At 62.6% G+C, this 15229-nt stretch carries 14 protein-coding genes; 8 read left to right on the top strand and 6 right to left on the bottom strand.

What is annotated here, in order from left to right; all coding sequences use genetic code 11:
• Positions 1 to 36 precede the first annotated feature (36 nt).
• The 7 genes from H281_RS0132160 (at position 37) to yacG (ending at position 6874) form a co-directional block, all read left to right on the top strand.
• Positions 37 to 1335: an HlyC/CorC family transporter gene (locus H281_RS0132160; RefSeq protein WP_027805129.1), complete on the top strand. Its 1299-nt coding sequence runs from the start codon at positions 37 to 39 to the stop codon at positions 1333 to 1335.
• Between the two features lie 159 nt (positions 1336 to 1494).
• The gene (locus H281_RS0132155; protein ID WP_020071239.1) at positions 1495 to 2793 is read left to right on the top strand and encodes a GspE/PulE family protein; all 1299 of its coding nucleotides are present in this window, start codon (positions 1495 to 1497) and stop codon (positions 2791 to 2793) included.
• Positions 2790 to 4019 carry a type II secretion system F family protein gene (locus H281_RS0132150; protein WP_020071238.1) on the top strand — a complete coding sequence of 410 codons (1230 nt, stop codon included), beginning with the start codon at positions 2790 to 2792 and terminating at the stop codon, positions 4017 to 4019. The genes H281_RS0132155 and H281_RS0132150 overlap by 4 nt, the downstream gene beginning before the upstream one ends.
• 28 nt (positions 4020 to 4047) lie before the next feature.
• Positions 4048 to 5001, top strand: coding sequence for a prepilin peptidase (locus H281_RS0132145; RefSeq protein WP_020071237.1), 954 nt, complete (start codon positions 4048 to 4050; stop codon positions 4999 to 5001).
• 3 nt (positions 5002 to 5004) lie between these two features.
• Entirely contained in the window at positions 5005 to 5616 is a 612-nt protein-coding gene (coaE, locus tag H281_RS0132140) for a dephospho-CoA kinase (protein WP_020071236.1), read from the top strand.
• A gap of 180 nt (positions 5617 to 5796) precedes the next feature.
• Complete coding sequence (zapD, locus tag H281_RS0132130) at positions 5797 to 6552, top strand: cell division protein ZapD (RefSeq protein ID WP_020071234.1); 756 nt, start codon at positions 5797 to 5799, stop codon at positions 6550 to 6552.
• 124 nt (positions 6553 to 6676) lie between these two features.
• The gene (yacG, locus tag H281_RS0132125; RefSeq protein ID WP_020071233.1) at positions 6677 to 6874 is read left to right on the top strand and encodes a DNA gyrase inhibitor YacG; all 198 of its coding nucleotides are present in this window, start codon (positions 6677 to 6679) and stop codon (positions 6872 to 6874) included.
• A gap of 31 nt (positions 6875 to 6905) precedes the next feature.
• On the opposite strand, the gene H281_RS0132120 is transcribed toward yacG, so the two are convergent.
• From H281_RS0132120 to secA, 4 genes are all read right to left on the bottom strand, one after another.
• A complete protein-coding gene (locus H281_RS0132120; protein WP_020071232.1) occupies positions 6906 to 7328 on the bottom strand; it encodes an NUDIX domain-containing protein in 423 nt (140 codons plus the stop codon).
• Positions 7325 to 8194 carry an ATP-binding protein gene (locus H281_RS0132115; protein ID WP_020071231.1) on the bottom strand — a complete coding sequence of 290 codons (870 nt, stop codon included), beginning with the start codon at positions 8192 to 8194 and terminating at the stop codon, positions 7325 to 7327. The genes H281_RS0132120 and H281_RS0132115 overlap by 4 nt, the downstream gene beginning before the upstream one ends.
• 40 nt (positions 8195 to 8234) lie before the next feature.
• Positions 8235 to 9476, bottom strand: a complete 1242-nt coding sequence (gene argJ, locus H281_RS0132110) for a bifunctional glutamate N-acetyltransferase/amino-acid acetyltransferase ArgJ (RefSeq protein WP_020071230.1) — start codon at positions 9474 to 9476, stop codon at positions 8235 to 8237.
• Positions 9477 to 9639: 163 nt separating this feature from the next.
• Positions 9640 to 12450, bottom strand: coding sequence for a preprotein translocase subunit SecA (secA, locus tag H281_RS0132105; RefSeq protein WP_020071229.1), 2811 nt, complete (start codon positions 12448 to 12450; stop codon positions 9640 to 9642).
• A gap of 289 nt (positions 12451 to 12739) precedes the next feature.
• Between secA and H281_RS0132100 the strand changes: the two genes are divergently transcribed.
• The gene (locus tag H281_RS0132100) at positions 12740 to 13225 is read left to right on the top strand and encodes a DciA family protein (RefSeq protein WP_020071228.1); all 486 of its coding nucleotides are present in this window, start codon (positions 12740 to 12742) and stop codon (positions 13223 to 13225) included.
• An 84-nt stretch (positions 13226 to 13309) separates the two neighbouring features.
• Here H281_RS0132100 and lpxC read toward each other — a convergent pair whose 3' ends face one another.
• Both lpxC and H281_RS0132090 read right to left on the bottom strand, forming a co-directional pair.
• A complete protein-coding gene (lpxC, locus tag H281_RS0132095) occupies positions 13310 to 14227 on the bottom strand; it encodes a UDP-3-O-acyl-N-acetylglucosamine deacetylase (RefSeq protein WP_020071227.1) in 918 nt (305 codons plus the stop codon).
• Between the two features lie 295 nt (positions 14228 to 14522).
• Positions 14523 to 15026, bottom strand: a complete 504-nt coding sequence (locus H281_RS0132090; protein WP_020071226.1) for a peroxiredoxin — start codon at positions 15024 to 15026, stop codon at positions 14523 to 14525.
• Between the last annotated feature and the right edge of the window lie 203 nt (positions 15027 to 15229).

Raw genomic sequence — 15229 nt, 5'->3', positions numbered from 1 at the left:
CCCCATCCTTTTCCCCTCTTCTATCCTTCACGACGCGTGGAACAACTTCCCTTATGGGCGCAGATTGGCGCCGTCTTTCTGCTGCTTATCTGCTCGAGCTTTTTCTCCATTTCTGAAACGGCGATGATGGCGCTCAACCGCCATCGCCTGAAGCACCTTGCCAGCAAGAATGCGCTCGGCGCGAAGACCACTCAGGGTCTTCTGGCGCACACGGATCAACTGCTGAGCGTCGTGCTGATCGGCAACAATCTGTTCAACACCATCATTCCGGTGCTGACCACTTCGATCGCGCTGCATACGTTCGGTCGTAACAACGTGGTGCTGTCTATCGCGACCGGCATCGTCGCGTTTCTGATTATCGTTTTCGCCGAGATCACGCCGAAAATCGTCGGCGCGACGTTTCCCGAAAAGATCGCACTGCCCGCCAGCCTGCTCATTGCGCCGATGATGCGCATCGCCAGGCCGCTCGTCTGGTTCGTCAATCTGTTCGCCACCGGCATCCTGCGGGTACTGCACATCAACACACAAGACGCGCGCGATCAGCGCCTCTCCACTGAAGAACTGCGCACCATCGTGCTCGAGTCCGGCAGCTTCATGCCGACCAAGCACCGCAGCATTCTGCTCAACCTGTTCGACCTCGAAAACATTTCCGTCGACGATGTGATGATCCCGCGCCGACGCATCGAGGCGCTCGACTTCGACGCGCCGTTCGAGCAGATTCTGCATCAGCTCGAAACCTGCTATCACAACAAGCTGGTCGTCTATCAAGGCGATATTGACCGCGTGCTCGGCGTGCTGCACGTTCGCAAGACACTGGCCGCCCTGCACAACCAGGAACTGGAGCGCGAGACGCTGCGCGAACTGCTCGCCGAGCCGTACTTCGTGCCGACCGGCACGCCGGTGTTCCAGCAATTGCAGTACTTCCAGGAGAGCCGCCATCGCATCGCGCTGGTCGTCAATGAATACGGCGAGTTGCAAGGGCTCGTGACGCCGGAAGACATCATCGAGGAACTGATCGGCGAGTTCACTACGTCGATCCCGCGCGGCGCCAATTCGCGCGGGGGCTGGAACGAGCTCGGCGAATGCATCGTCGCGGGCAGCATGCCGCTGCGTGAACTGAACCGCTGGTTGCAACTCTCGCTGCCCACCGACGGCCCGAAAACGCTTAACGGGCTGATCCTGGAAATTCTCGAAGACATTCCCGATGGCGACGTCTGTGTGCAGATCGGCGACGTAAAGCTCGAAGTGATGCGCAGCGACGACCAGGCGATCCGCACCGTCAAGCTGTTCAAGCCGCCAGCACGCGTGAAGGGCGGCAAGGCGCTGCTGGGTTAAAGCCTACCGGTTGAGATCGAGGTAGAGGCCGGGCGCACATCCCAGCATCGCATAAGCCCGTGCCGGGTGCCATTAGCCGAATGGCCGAGTGGCGGCCCCGCCCGCCTTGCTCGAAGATGAAGCCGTCGTGTTCTACAGGCGGCTAGTCGCCGGCTCTTCATGCAAGCTTCTTTTCAACCCGCGGCCTTGCTGCGGCCACTACCGGCAGGCAGCGAAAGCGCCTCTCGCAATAAGCCAAACGCGCGCACCGGCGAAACCGACGGCGTTGCCGCACTGGCCCACGATCCCGACAACGCCCCAGCCGTGCGTCTGCTCACTGACACGCTGCGGGAAGCGACACGCCGCAACGCATCGGATCTGCACATCGAACCAGCGGAAAACGGCTGGCGGGTGCGCTTGCGCATCGACGGCGTGTTGCATGAAATAGCGACGCCGCCCGCCCATCTGCGGGACGCCTTTATCACGCGCGTGAAGGTTCTGGCGCGCATGGACATCGCCGAGCGGCGTGTTCCACAGGACGGCCGGCTGCGGCTGGCCACGTCGCCGGGACGGATCGAGGACTACCGCGTCAACTCGCTGCCCACACTGTTCGGGGAAAAGCTCGTATTGCGCAGGCTCGACGCGCTGCCAACCGATCTTTCGCTCGACTCGCTCGGGCTCGATGCACGGCAGCGCGATGCCGTCGATTCTGCAATTCGCGCGCCGCACGGCCTCGTGCTCGTCACGGGGCCGACGGGCAGCGGCAAGACGCTGTCGTTGTACTGCTTCCTGAATCTGCTCAACAGCGAGTCGCGCAATCTGTGTTCAGTCGAAGATCCGGCGGAAATCCAGTTGGCCGGCATCAATCAGGTCAGCGTGCGTGAAAAGGCCGGGCTCACTTTCGCTGTCGCGCTGCGCGCCTTTCTGCGCCAGGATCCGGACGTCGTCATGGTTGGCGAAATACGCGACGAGGAAACCGCCGATGTCGCCGTTAAGGCCGCGCAAACCGGCCACCTGGTGCTGTCCACGTTGCACACGAACGACGCGCCAGCCGCTGCCGCGCGTCTGATCGACATTGGCGTGGCGCCGTACAACCTGGCGGCCGCCCTGCGCATGGTGACGGCGCAGCGGCTGGTGCGCCGCCTGTGCACAGCTTGCCGGACGCCCGCGCCGCACTCTGCCGCGGCACTTCGTTCAGCGGGCTTTGCCGAAGAACAGATCGACGGTTGGCAGCCCTACGCTGCGAAGGGCTGTGCGGCTTGTCACGGCATTGGCTATCGGGGCCGCGTCGGCGTCCATCAGGTTATGCCCGTGTCCGATGCCATGCGTGAGTTGATCGTCGCTCGAGCGGGAACGCACGAACTCGCGCGGCAGGCGCGCAGCGAACGCATCGGCACGCTTCGCGACGCCGCTTTGGCTCGCGTGCGCGACGGCACGACGAGCCTCGCCGAAGCACTCGCCGCCACCGAGGTCGCGTGACTAATACCGTTACACGTCGCCCTGCGTCGACCGACACGCGCTTCCGATGGCACGGTGTCGATCCCGACGGCAACCATAGAACGGGCTTGCTCATTGCGCCGGATGCGGGCACCGCTCGCGCTCTGCTCAAGCGCGACAAACTGTTCGTGGTCGATCTGAAAGCCGACGGACCGGCGCCGCGCCCGAAAGCGAATACTGCAGACGTCACGCTGTTCACACGCCAGCTCGCAAGCCTGTTGCGCGCCGGCTTGCCGCTCGCTCCGGCACTGGACCTACTGGGGCAGGCGCAAAGTTCGCGCCGTCCCGGCATGCCGCGGATCGTCGGCGCATTGGCTCGCGACATCACTGCCGGCCTGCGATTTTCGGCTGCCTTGCAACAGCATCCCTTGCAGTTCAACGCTCTGTATTGTCAACTCGTCGAAGTGGGCGAGGCCGCTGGCGCTCTGCCCGCGGTTCTAGCGCGTATCGCCGACGACCGCGAGCGCGCCGCCGCGCAACGGGCGAAAGTGCGCGCGGCATTGACCTATCCTGTCGTAATCCTGCTGCTGGCTCTGGCGATCACCGCCGCTTTGCTCGTCTGGGTGGTGCCGACTTTCAAACAGATCTTCGACGGATTTGGCGCGCGTTTGCCCGCGCCAACACAGTTCGTACTAGCGCTGTCGTCGGGTGCCGCGCAATGGAGTGTGCCCGCCATCGCGGTCATCGTAGCGGCGTATTTCGCGGCGACGTTTCTTCTGCGGCGTTCCGAAACGGCGCGCATCCGCTTCGCGCGTTTATCGCTGAAAATACCGGTTGCCGGTTCACTGCTGGCCACGCTCTGCGCCGCTCGGTGGAGCCGCGCGCTCGGCACCTTGCTGTCGGCCGGCACGCCGCTCGCCGACGCATTCGATTCGCTGACTCACGCTACGGGCAACGCCTTTTTCGATCGCGCAACTGTGGACATCGCGGCGCGCCTGCGGCGCGGCGAACGGCTTGCAGCGGCCATGCGTTCGGCAAGCTGCTTCCCGCAAGATGTCGTGCAGCCGGTCGCCGTTGCCGAGGAGTCCGGAGCACTCGACACCATGCTTCTCGACGTGGCGTCGCTGGCCGATCGTCAAGTAGACGAAAAGATCGGCACGCTGTCGAGTCTGTGCGAACCGCTCGTCATCGTTGTGCTGGGGGCGCTGGTCGGCGGGCTTGTCATCGCGATGTATCTTCCCATTATTCAACTCGGCAACGTGGTGTAGCATCGCAGCCGAATCCACCGTATCGTCCATGCAGGCAGCTCACTCACTCGTGCCAGAAACCTCCTCCAACCTGATTTCGGGCTCGCTTTCGAACCTGCTGCCAGATCATTTCGCAGCGGGTCTCGGTCAGGCATTCGGCAGCCTGCCGCCCGCCTTGCAGTTTGCTTTTGCGATCGTATTCGGGCTCGTCATCGGCAGCTTCCTGAACGTCGTCGTGCATAGGGTGCCGATCATGCTTGAACGCGCATGGCGTCTGGAAGTGAGCGAGGCGACTAACCAACCTCTCGAAGAAGACGGCCTGCCGGCGCGCTACAACCTGTGGGTGCCACGCAGCGCCTGTCCTCACTGCGGGCATGTGTTGCACGCATGGGAGAACCTGCCGTTGATCAGCTATCTGCTGCTGCGCGGGCGCTGTTCCTCATGCGGGGCGCGCGTGAGCCCGCGTTATCCGCTACTCGAACTCTGCACTGCGGCCCTCGCCGCCGGCGCTCTCGCGCTGTTCGGTCCGACGCTCGCCGCGCTCGCCGCGTTCGGACTGTGCGCCGCCCTGCTCGCGATGAGCGCCATCGACATCGACACGCATCTGCTACCGGACTCGATGACGTTGCCCCTGCTTTGGGCAGGCATCATCGTCAACTTCTACGGCGTGTTCGCGAGTCTCCAGGATGCCGTGCTCGGCGCCATTTTCGGCTATCTCGTGCTGTGGGCCGTGCATTGGCTATTCAGGCTCGTGCGAGGTATCGACGGCATGGGTTACGGCGACTTCAAACTGCTCGCGGCGCTCGGCGCGTGGCTTGGCTGGGCGGCGCTCCCTCAGATCGTGCTGGTCGCCGCCGTCGCGGGCGCGGTCGTCGGTCTCGCGGCAACGTGGCGCGGCCGCATGCGCTTCGAAGAGCCGCTGCCTTTCGGGCCGTTTCTTGCGGCGGGCGGCGTTCTCACCTTGTTTTTCGGCACACCGCTTTACCTGGCTCTCGGAGGTTGAAGCATGTTCGTTGTGGGACTCACAGGCGGCATCGGCAGCGGCAAATCGACTGTTGCCGATCTGTTCGCGGCGCATGGCGTGCCGCTCGTCGACACCGATCTGATCGCGCATCGCATCACCGCGCCGCACGGCATGGCGATGCCCCAGATCGCCGCCGAGTTCGGCAACGAGTTCGTCGCCGCGGACGGCTCGCTCGACCGCGCACGCATGCGCACGCTTGTATTCAGCGACGACGCGGCGCGCAAACGACTCGAAAACATCACCCATCCGCTGATTCGCGCAGAAACGGAACGCGAGCAACGCGAGGCCACCGGCCCCTATGTGATCGTTGTGGTCCCGCTGCTGGTGGAGTCAGGCAGTTGGAAAACCCGCGTGAATCGCGTACTCGCCGTGGACTGCAGCGTGGAGACGCAAATCTCGCGGGTAATGAACCGCAATGGTTTCAGCCGCGAACAGGTGCTCGCGATCATCGCCCGGCAAGCTACGCGCGAAGCGCGGCTCGCCGCGGCAGATGACGTGATCGTCAACGACAATGCGCCGCTCAGTGCGCTCGAAGCGCAGGTCGACGCGCAGCATCGCGCATACCTGGCGCTGGCGCGCGCAGAGCCTGTGTGACCGATTGGCGCGAAACGTTGAACTTTGGCTTGAGCTGTATGCCGAAGCAGCGGAAAACCATCAAAAACGCGCCCGAAAATGTGCAAAAACTCGCAGGAAAAGCGCGTGATTGCTAGGGTAGTCCCACGGCATTAGAATGTCCTGCATTCCCGTCACCGACCACGCCCGAGGCGAGCCCGCTTGATCCTTTACGAGTACCCCTTCAACGAGCGAATCCGGACGCTATTGCGCCTCGAAGACCTGTTCGAGCGCTTCACGTTTTTTCTGACGCAAGAAGACGCCAGGGAACATCATGTCGCACTGACCACGCTGTTCGAAATCACAGAGGTGGCGGGTCGCGCGGATCTCAAGTCCGATCTGATGAAGGAACTCGAACGGCAGCGGCAAACGCTCGCACCGTTTCGCGGCAATCCGGGAATCGAGCAGAGCGCGCTTGAAGCAGTGCTCGGCGAAATCGAGCACACGTTGGCGGGACTTTCGCAGATGCAGGGCAAGACGGGCCAGCATCTTGCGGAGAACGAATGGCTCGCGAGCATCCGCAGCCGGGCGATCATTCCGGGCGGCACGTGCAAATTCGACCTGCCCTCTTATTACGCGTGGCAGCAACTGCATCCGGATCAGCGGCGTCAGGACATTGCCAAGTGGGTCACACCGCTGCTGCCTTTGCGCGATGCAGCCACCATTGTGCTGAGGCTTGCACGGGAGTCGGGGCAGGCGTCGAAGGTTATGGCCATGGCAGGCAGCTATCAGCAAATGCTGTCGGGCCGCTCGTATCAGTTGATGCAGGTGCGCGTGGCGCCGGAATTGCGCGTGATTCCCGAGGCCAGCGCCAACAAATACATGCTGTGGGTGCGCTTCACGGTGCAGGACGGCGATTTGCGTCCGCGTGCCGTCGATGTGGATGTGCCCTTTCAGCTCACGCTTTGCAGCCTGTAAGCAAGCCCTTCGCGAGCGCTGCACGGACTCAATAAAGCGGTCGGCTTGCTCGCCGCGCCTTTAAAGCGGCAGCAAAAGCCCCTATATTCGTTACTTGTTCCATTTGTACTGACCGCCTGACCGTATGCCAACCGTCGTCAAATGCCCCACTTGCGGAAAGGACGTCCGCTGGACACCCGAAAACCGCTTCCGCCCGTTCTGCTCGGACCGCTGCAAACAGATCGATCTCGGCGCGTGGGCCGCCGAGAAGTACAAAATCGGCGGGACCGATCAGGAAGCGCCGTCAGACGAGACGCCTGGCGGCGACTACAACCCGCATTGAGCGCGCGGGGCGCGTCGTCCGCTTGAACCTGTCAGCGTTTCTCCGACGCGAGCCATTCCAGCACGGGAATGGTCGCCGGCAGGAGCGGCGCAACCTCGGCCGGCAGCGCCTGCCACACGAACGCCTGGCCTTCGCGGCCGTGCGGCTCGCCCTTCCACTGCGTCACCTTGCAGAAAAAGAGCCGCACATAAGCATGCGGATAATCGTGTTCGAGCGTATGCCAAAGGTGGCACGCTTCCACTTCGATGCCCAGCTCTTCGTGTAACTCGCGGGCAAGCGCCGCCTCGACCGATTCGCCCGTTTCCAGCTTACCGCCCGGGAATTCCCAGTAGCCCTCGTACGGCTTGCCCGCCGGACGCTGCGCGAGCAGATAGCGCCCGTCCGGCTGCACCAGCACGCCGACGGCGACTTCCGTCACCGGACGACCGGCCGAGTTCGTCTGCGCGTCGCTCATGCTTCGGATTTCCGGCCTGACCAATCGCGCGCAAACTGCCACGCGACGCGCCCTGAGCGCGAGCCGCGCTCGAGTGCCCACACCAGCGCGTCGCCGCGCGCGGCTTCGACTTCAGCGTCATTGCAGCCAAAATGCCGCAGCCAGTGGCCGATGATCGACAGGTAGTCGTCCTGCTTGAACGGATAGAAGCTGACCCACAGGCCGAAACGTTCCGACAGCGAGATCTTTTCTTCGACCAGTTCGCCGGGATGAATCTCACCGTCTGACGTGTGCTTATAGGTCTCGTTGTCGCTCATGTACTCCGGCAACAGATGGCGGCGGTTCGACGTCGCGTAAATGAGCACGTTGTCCGATTGCGCGGCAACCGAGCCGTCGAGCGCAACTTTCAGCGCCTTGTAGCCCGACTCGCCGTCTTCGAACGAGAGGTCGTCGCAGAACACCACGAAGCGCTCCGGCCGCTTCGCAATCAAATCGACGATGTCGCCCAGATCGTGCAAATCGTCCTTGTCCACTTCGATCAGGCGCAAGCCGTCTTTCGCATACGCGTTCAGGCACGCCTTGATCAGCGACGACTTGCCGGTGCCCCGCGCGCCCGTCAACAGCACGTTATTGGCCGGCAGCTTGTGGACGAATTGGCGCGTGTTCTGCTCGATCAGCGCTTTCTGACGGTCGATGTTTTGCAGATCGTCGAGCGTGATGTCGGAGATGGCCGGCACCGGCTGCAGGTAGCCGCGCCCCTGGCGTTTGCGCCAGCGGAAAGCGACCGCCGCCGCCCAGTCGATCTCAGGCGCGGCGGGCGGAAGCATCGCTTCCAGGCGGACGAGCACGGCTTCGGCCCGTGTCAGAAACTGTTCGAGTTTGTCCATAACAATGAGTGAGCAGCCAGAAGCCGCATGATGAACCTGGTTACGAGCGGTAGTCGGCGTTGATGCTCACGTAGTCGTGCGACAGATCGCAAGTCCAGATCGTGGCTTGCGCATTGCCGCGGCCGAGCACGACGCGAATGCCGATCTCGCTCTTTTTCATGACGCGCTGGCCGTCTTCTTCGCGGTACGCCGGATTGCGGCCGCCGGCAGTCGCGACCAGCACGTCGTCCAGATACAGATCGATCTTGCCGACGTCGAGATCGTCGATGCCGGCATAGCCGATAGCCGCGAGAATGCGGCCGAGGTTCGGGTCCGATGCATAAAAGGCTGTCTTCACGAGCGGCGAGTGGCCGATCGCGTACGCGATCTGCCGGCATTCGCCGACGCTCGAACCGCCTTCTACGTGCACCGTCATGAATTTGGTCGCACCTTCGCCGTCGCGCACGATCAGCTGCGCGAGCGTCTGTGCGACTTCGGTCACCGCGTCGCGCAACGCTGCGTAAGCGGGCGAGTCGGTGGACGTGATCGCCGGCAGGCTCGATTTGCCCGACGCGATCAGGATGAACGAATCGTTCGTCGACGTATCGCCGTCAATCGTGATGCAGTTGAACGACCGGTCTGCAACGTGTTTGACCAGCGCGTCGAGCACCGGCTGAGCAACCGCCGCGTCGAACGCGAGGAAGCCGAGCATGGTCGCCATGTTCGGCTTGATCATGCCGGCGCCCTTGCTGATGCCGGTCAGCGTGACCGTGTGGCCGTCGATCGTGACCTGGCGCGAGGTCGCCTTCGGCAACGTGTCGGTGGTCATGATCGCCTGTGCGGCGTCATACCAGTTGGCTTCCTTGCGGTTCGCGAGCGCGGCCGGCAAACCCGCCTTCAGACGATCCACCGGCAACGGCTCCAGAATCACGCCCGTTGAAAACGGCAGCACCTGCTCCGGCGCGATGTCGGCGAGGCGCGCAAGTTCCACGCAGGTTTCGCGCGCCGCGACGAGACCCGGCTCGCCGGTGCCCGCGTTCGCGTTTCCGGTGTTGATCACCAAGGCCCGAATCGGCTTGCCGCCGGCGCGCACGCGCTCCAGATTCTCGCGGCACACCGTGACCGGCGCCGCGCAGAAGCGGTTCTGCGTGAAGACGCCGCCTACCGTCGCGCCTTCGTCGACGGAAATGACGAGCACGTCCTTGCGGTTCGGCTTGCGAATGTTCGCCTCCGCCCAACCGAGCGTGACGCCGGCGACGGGATGCAGTTGAGCGGGATCGATCGAGGGGAAATTGACAGCCATGGTCGCGACCTGTCGAAGAAAATGCCGGCGAGTGCCGGCATTGAGGGAAACGGAACTGGTAGCTCGGCCAGATGCCGGACCACCGCGAAATCAGCAACACAACACGGTGAGGAAAGACTGCGCCATGCGACGCGGCGCGCTTGTCAGCGCGCCGCCCAAGGCATTATGCGATCTTGCCGTGACACTGCTTGTACTTCTTGCCGCTGCCGCACGGGCACGGATCATTGCGGCCGACCTTCGGCACATTGTCCGTGCCAACGGGCGACGCCGTTTGCGGCGAGGAGCCGTGGCTCATCGCGTCGCCGATCATCGCGGCAGTTGCGGCCTCCGCCGCAGCGGGTGCCGCGGACGAAGCTTCGGCAAATTCGGCGTGACGGAACTCGACGTTCTCGAGGTGGCCGCCCTGCTCTTCCATCTGTTCGGCCGCCTGCTCCAACTGCTCGGGCGACTGGATCTGCACGTTCATCACCACGCGAGTGACTTCGAGCTTCACCGCGTCGAGCATGGCGGCGAACAGTTCGAACGCCTCGCGCTTGTATTCCTGCTTCGGGTTTTTCTGCGCATAGCCACGCAGATGGATGCCCTGACGCAAGTGGTCGAGCGCGGCGAGATGTTCGCGCCAGCTGCGGTCGAGCGTTTGCAGCATGATCGAACGTTCGAACGCGCTGAACGACTCGCGGCCGACCAGTTCGACCTTGGCTTCGTATGCTTCGTCTGCGGCGGCTTGCACCGCTTCGAGAATTTCGTCGGACGTGATCGAGTTCGACTCGTTGATCATTTCCTGGATCGCGAGGTCGAGCTGCCATTCGTTGCGCAGCACTTCCTCCAGTTCCGGCACGTCCCACTGTTCTTCAATGCTGCCCGCCGGCACGACCTGGTGAACGATCTCCGCGATCACGCCATGACGCATCGCGCCGATGGTTTCGGTAATGTCGTTCGCCTCGAGCAGTTCGTTGCGCTGCTGGTAGATCACCTTGCGCTGATCGTTCGAGACGTCGTCGTATTCGAGCAGTTGCTTGCGGATGTCGAAGTTGCGCGCCTCGACCTTGCGCTGCGCCGATTCGATGGAACGCGAGACGATGCCCGCTTCGATCGCCTCGCCTTCCGGCATCTTCAGGCGGTCCATGATCGCGCGCACACGGTCGCCCGCGAAAATGCGCAGCAGCGGATCTTCCAGCGACAGGTAAAAGCGCGACGAACCCGGGTCGCCCTGACGGCCCGCACGGCCGCGCAACTGGTTGTCGATCCGCCGCGATTCGTGGCGCTCCGTGCCGATGATGTGCAGACCGCCCGCGGCCTTCACCTGATCGTGCAACGCCTGCCATTCGTCATGCAGCTTCTGGATGCGGCGCTGCTTTTCGTCGTCGGGGATTGTCTCGTCGAGTTCAATGAACGACGCCTGTTTTTCCGCATTGCCGCCGAGCACGATGTCAGTGCCGCGACCGGCCATGTTCGTGGCGATCGTAATGCGCTTCGGCCGGCCCGCTTCCGCCACGATCTCCGCTTCACGCGCGTGCTGCTTCGCGTTGAGCACCTCGTGCGGCAAACCGGCCTGCTTCAGCAGATGCGAGAGCAGTTCCGAATTTTCAATCGACGTGGTGCCGACCAGCACCGGCTGACCGCGCTCGTAGCAGTCACGGATGTCGCGGATCACCGCGTCGTAACGTTCCTTGGCGGTCTTGTAGATCTGATCCTGCTTGTCGATCCGCTTCGGCGGACGGTTAGTCGGGATCACGACCGTTTCGAGACCGTAGATCTCGTTGAATTCATACGCTTCGGTGTCGGCCGTGCCGGTCATGCCGGACAGCTTGGCGTACATACGGAAGTAGTTCTGGAACGTGATGGAAGCGAGCGTCTGGTTCTCGCTCTGAATCTTCACGTGCTCCTTCGCCTCGACAGCCTGGTGCAAGCCGTCCGACCAGCGGCGGCCGGCCATCAGACGGCCGGTGAATTCGTCGACGATGATCACCTCGCCGTTTTGCACCACGTAGTGCTGATCCTTGTAGAACAGCGTGTGTGCGCGCAGTGCGGCGTACACATGGTGCATCAGCGTGATGTTCTGCGGCGCGTACAGGCTTTCGCCCTCGCCGATCAGGCCCCACTCGGCGAGCAGACGCTCCGCTTTCTCGTGGCCCGATTCGGTCAGGAAGACCTGGCGGCCTTTCTCGTCGAGCGTGTAGTCGCCCGGCTTTTCCACGCCTGTGCCGTCAGCCTTTTCTTCGCCAATCTGACGCTCGAGCAGCGGCGGCAGCGCGTTCATGCGCACGTAGAGTTCGGTGTGATCTTCTGCCTGACCGGAGATGATCAGCGGGGTACGCGCTTCGTCGATCAGGATCGAGTCCACTTCGTCGACCACGGCGAAGTTCAGCGCTCGCTGCACGCGGGCTTCCGGCTCGTACACCATGTTATCGCGCAGGTAGTCGAAGCCGAACTCGTTGTTCGTACCGTACGTGATGTCGGCCGCGTATGCCTGCTGCTTCATCTCGTGGTCCATCTGCGACAGATTGATGCCGACGGACATACCGAGGAAGTTGTAGAGGCGCGCCATCCACTCGGCGTCGCGCTGGGCCAGATAGTCGTTCACCGTGACGACGTGAACACCGCGACCTGACAACGCATTCAGATACACCGGCAGCGTGGCGACGAGCGTCTTGCCTTCGCCCGTGCGCATTTCGCCGATCTTGCCGTAGTGCAGAACCATGCCGCCGATCAGCTGCACGTCGAAGTGGCGCATTTTCAGCACCCGCTTGCTCGCCTCGCGGCAGACCGCGAACGCTTCCGGCAGCAGTTTATCCAGCGACTCGCCGCTCGCGACGCGTTGGCGGAACTCGTCCGTTTTCGCGCGCAGTTGATCGTCCGTCAATTGCTCGATCTGCGGTTCGAGCGCATTGATCGCCGCGACGGTCTTTTGATATTGCTTGACTAGCCGCTGGTTGCGGCTGCCAAAAATCTTCTGTAGAAAACCGGTGGTCATCGGATCGGTGTCTGCGTCGCGGCTTCGGCTGGGTTGCGGCGTGCGATTAAAGCACGCGCGCTCCGGGGTCGGAGTGGCCTCGGCGGCTTAGTCCAAGAGTGAATTCGAATCGGGCATTTTAGCACGCGCCCCCGCCTGCGCTGATGTCGCCAGCGCGACGCCGGCAAGGCAGCGGAGCCCGCCGCGCCGCCCTTCGACGGCGTACACACGGGCGGGTCTGCGTGCATCCCGCGCGGTACAATCGGGGCGTGTTCGCGCATTGGGTGCGAACGCGCCGCCACTGTCAAACATGAGCCGTTTCCCCTCGTTTTCAAGGCCGCCGCCAAAGCAGTTCAACGTGCGCCGGCCCCAGCCGGTAGCCGAAGTGCTCAATCGCACCGACGCGTTTGCCGCGCTGCGGGCAGGCGTCGAGCAGATCGCCGCGTTGGAGAAAGACCTGCGGGACCTGCTGCCCGATTATCTGGCGACGAGCGTGGAACCCAGTTTTATCAAGGAAGGCGTGCTGGCGCTTTTCGCCGCTCACAACGCGCTGGCGGCGCGACTGCGGCATCTGGAGCCGCGGTTGCTGTCGGACCTCCAGCAGCGCGGCTGGCCGGTCAACGCGCTGCGTATCCGTGTGCGGCCGCAGCCCGCTAAGGAGCCGCCGCCGGTCAAGCAGGCGCGCATGACGCCCGTCGGCGCCGAGGCGCTACACGCACTCAGCGAGTCGCTTGCGCCCTCGCCGCTGCAGGAAGCGTTGGCGAAAATGGCGGCGCGGCATCGGAGAAATCGCTGAACAAAAGAAAAAGCGGCTCGTTTGAGCCGCTTATTTTTCGTGTGTTCGCTTCGGAGATTTCACCGAAGAGGTGAAGTTAATTCGTTACGCAAAAGCCGTCTGCGTCTCATAAGCGAAGCCGCGCGGCGCCTTGCGCGTGTCGTCGAAAGTGACGATCTCGTACGAATCTTCATGCGCGAGCAGTTCCCGCAGCAGTGCGTTGTTCAAGCCGTGGCCCGATTTGTACGCGTTGTACGAAGCCAGCAAAGGATGGCCCACCACGTACAGGTCGCCGATCGCGTCCAACATCTTGTGTTTGACGAACTCGTCGTCGTAACGCAAACCGTCGTTGTTCAGAATGCGGTACTCGTCGAGCACGATCGCGTTGTCCATGCTGCCGCCGCGTGCGAGGCCCAACTCACGCATCATTTCCACTTCGTGGGCAAAACCGAACGTGCGTGCGCGAGCGATTTCGCGTACGTACGACGTATTGGCGAAATCGACTTCCAGCGCCTGGCCGGTTTTATCGACAGCCGGGTGACGGAAATCAATCGTGAATTTGAGCTTGAAACCGAAATACGGATCGAGCCGGGCGAATTTATCGCCGTCACGAATCTCGACCGGCTTGGTGACCTTGATGAATTTCTTCGCTGCGTTCTGCTCTTCGATTCCCGCGGATTGAATCAGAAACACGAACGATCCGGCGCTGCCGTCCATGATCGGAATTTCTTCAGCGGTGACGTCGACATAAAGGTTGTCGATGCCGAGTCCGGCGCAGGCGGACATCAAATGCTCGATGGTCGAGACGCGCGCGCCGTCTTTCTGCAACACGGAAGCGAGACGTGTATCGCCGATCGCCATTGCCGACGCGGGAATGTCCACCGGCGTGGGCAAATCCACGCGCGAAAACACGATGCCCGTGTCCGGCGCTGCCGGGCGAAGCGTCAGGTCGACCTTACGGCCGGAGTGCAAGCCGATGCCGACCGTCTTGACGATTGATTTGATGGTGCGCTGCTTCAACATGGTGATCTTTTATTCGATTGAAAATCCCAATCGGGACTTTTTGTTCCATAGCACGAATTATACTCCATAACCCTAAGAAGCGTCTTCGCACGGAACGTATCAATCTGTTTCGCTGCGTTACCCACATTATTCATTGGGCGCCCGTGAGGGAAAGCGTGACGGGCCGACGTCCGGAACGGAGGCGTTTCCGGTCGTCGGCCCGCGTAACGGCCTGTCACAAAAGCGTCGCATTCACTGTTGCCGCGGTACAACGCGGTTTCCCGCGTGCCGCGTCAGCGTGATGACGCCGCCATAACTAGCTCAACGTAGCGAGGATACTCCTTGCATCGCTCACTTCGAATTTGCCCGCAGCCTCGACGTTCAGCGTCTTGACCACGCCGTCGTCGACAACCATCGCGTAGCGCTGGGAACGGATTCCCATGCCGCGCGCCGACAAATCCTGCTCGAGACCAAGCGCTCGTGTGAAAGCCGCACTGCCATCCGCCATCATGCGCACCTTGCCCGAGGCGTGCAGATCGCGTCCCCACGCGCCCATCACGAACGCGTCGTTCACGGACACACACCAGATTTCGTCGACGCCGAGCGCGTGCAACTGCTCGGCGTATTCGACATAACCCGGTACGTGCTTGGCAGAACAGGTCGGCGTGAACGCGCCAGGCAATCCGAAGATCACCACACGCTTGCCCGCCGTCTGCTCGCGCACGTCGAAGCTATTAGGCCCGATCGTGCAGCCCGCGCGCTCGTCTTCGACATACTCGAAGAGCGTTGCGTCGGGCAGCTTGTCACCAGCTTGAATCATGCTCAGTCCTTTGCATCGATGCGAAGCGTCTCTCGCACGTCATCGTGTCGCAGTGAATCGGCGACAGTTGCCCAAACCGCTTCGTTTTCCGAAGAGGGCACTTGTCCTTGCCGCGAATCCGACGATACGCGGCTTGTTTGCCGTTCACCCGCCACGCTCGTGCATTCGTCCGCCAACGCCCAGGAACAGGCGCGGCAGCGAAA

Origin of the sequence: Paraburkholderia caledonica (assembly GCF_000383275.1) — a bacterium.
Taxonomy (GTDB): domain Bacteria; phylum Pseudomonadota; class Gammaproteobacteria; order Burkholderiales; family Burkholderiaceae; genus Paraburkholderia; species Paraburkholderia caledonica.
The sequence above is the reverse complement of the archived record's forward strand: the minus strand, read 5'-3'. Positions and strand labels throughout refer to the sequence as shown.

Excerpts from the sequence above, each read along its gene's own strand:
- coaE (WP_020071236.1), top strand. The coding sequence starts at position 5,005 with ATGTTCGTTGTGGGACTCACAGGCGGCATCGGCAGCGGCAAATCGACT.
- argJ (WP_020071230.1), bottom strand. The coding sequence starts at position 9,476 with ATGGCTGTCAATTTCCCCTCGATCGATCCCGCTCAACTGCATCCCGTC.
- H281_RS0132115 (WP_020071231.1), bottom strand. The coding sequence starts at position 8,194 with ATGGACAAACTCGAACAGTTTCTGACACGGGCCGAAGCCGTGCTCGTC.
- H281_RS0132145 (WP_020071237.1), top strand. The coding sequence starts at position 4,048 with ATGCAGGCAGCTCACTCACTCGTGCCAGAAACCTCCTCCAACCTGATT.
- H281_RS0132100 (WP_020071228.1), top strand. The coding sequence starts at position 12,740 with ATGAGCCGTTTCCCCTCGTTTTCAAGGCCGCCGCCAAAGCAGTTCAAC.
- lpxC (WP_020071227.1), bottom strand. The coding sequence starts at position 14,227 with ATGTTGAAGCAGCGCACCATCAAATCAATCGTCAAGACGGTCGGCATC.
- yacG (WP_020071233.1), top strand. The coding sequence starts at position 6,677 with ATGCCAACCGTCGTCAAATGCCCCACTTGCGGAAAGGACGTCCGCTGG.
- H281_RS0132120 (WP_020071232.1), bottom strand. The coding sequence starts at position 7,328 with ATGAGCGACGCGCAGACGAACTCGGCCGGTCGTCCGGTGACGGAAGTC.
- H281_RS0132090 (WP_020071226.1), bottom strand. The coding sequence starts at position 15,026 with ATGATTCAAGCTGGTGACAAGCTGCCCGACGCAACGCTCTTCGAGTAT.
- secA (WP_020071229.1), bottom strand. The coding sequence starts at position 12,450 with ATGACCACCGGTTTTCTACAGAAGATTTTTGGCAGCCGCAACCAGCGG.
- H281_RS0132155 (WP_020071239.1), top strand. The coding sequence starts at position 1,495 with ATGCAAGCTTCTTTTCAACCCGCGGCCTTGCTGCGGCCACTACCGGCA.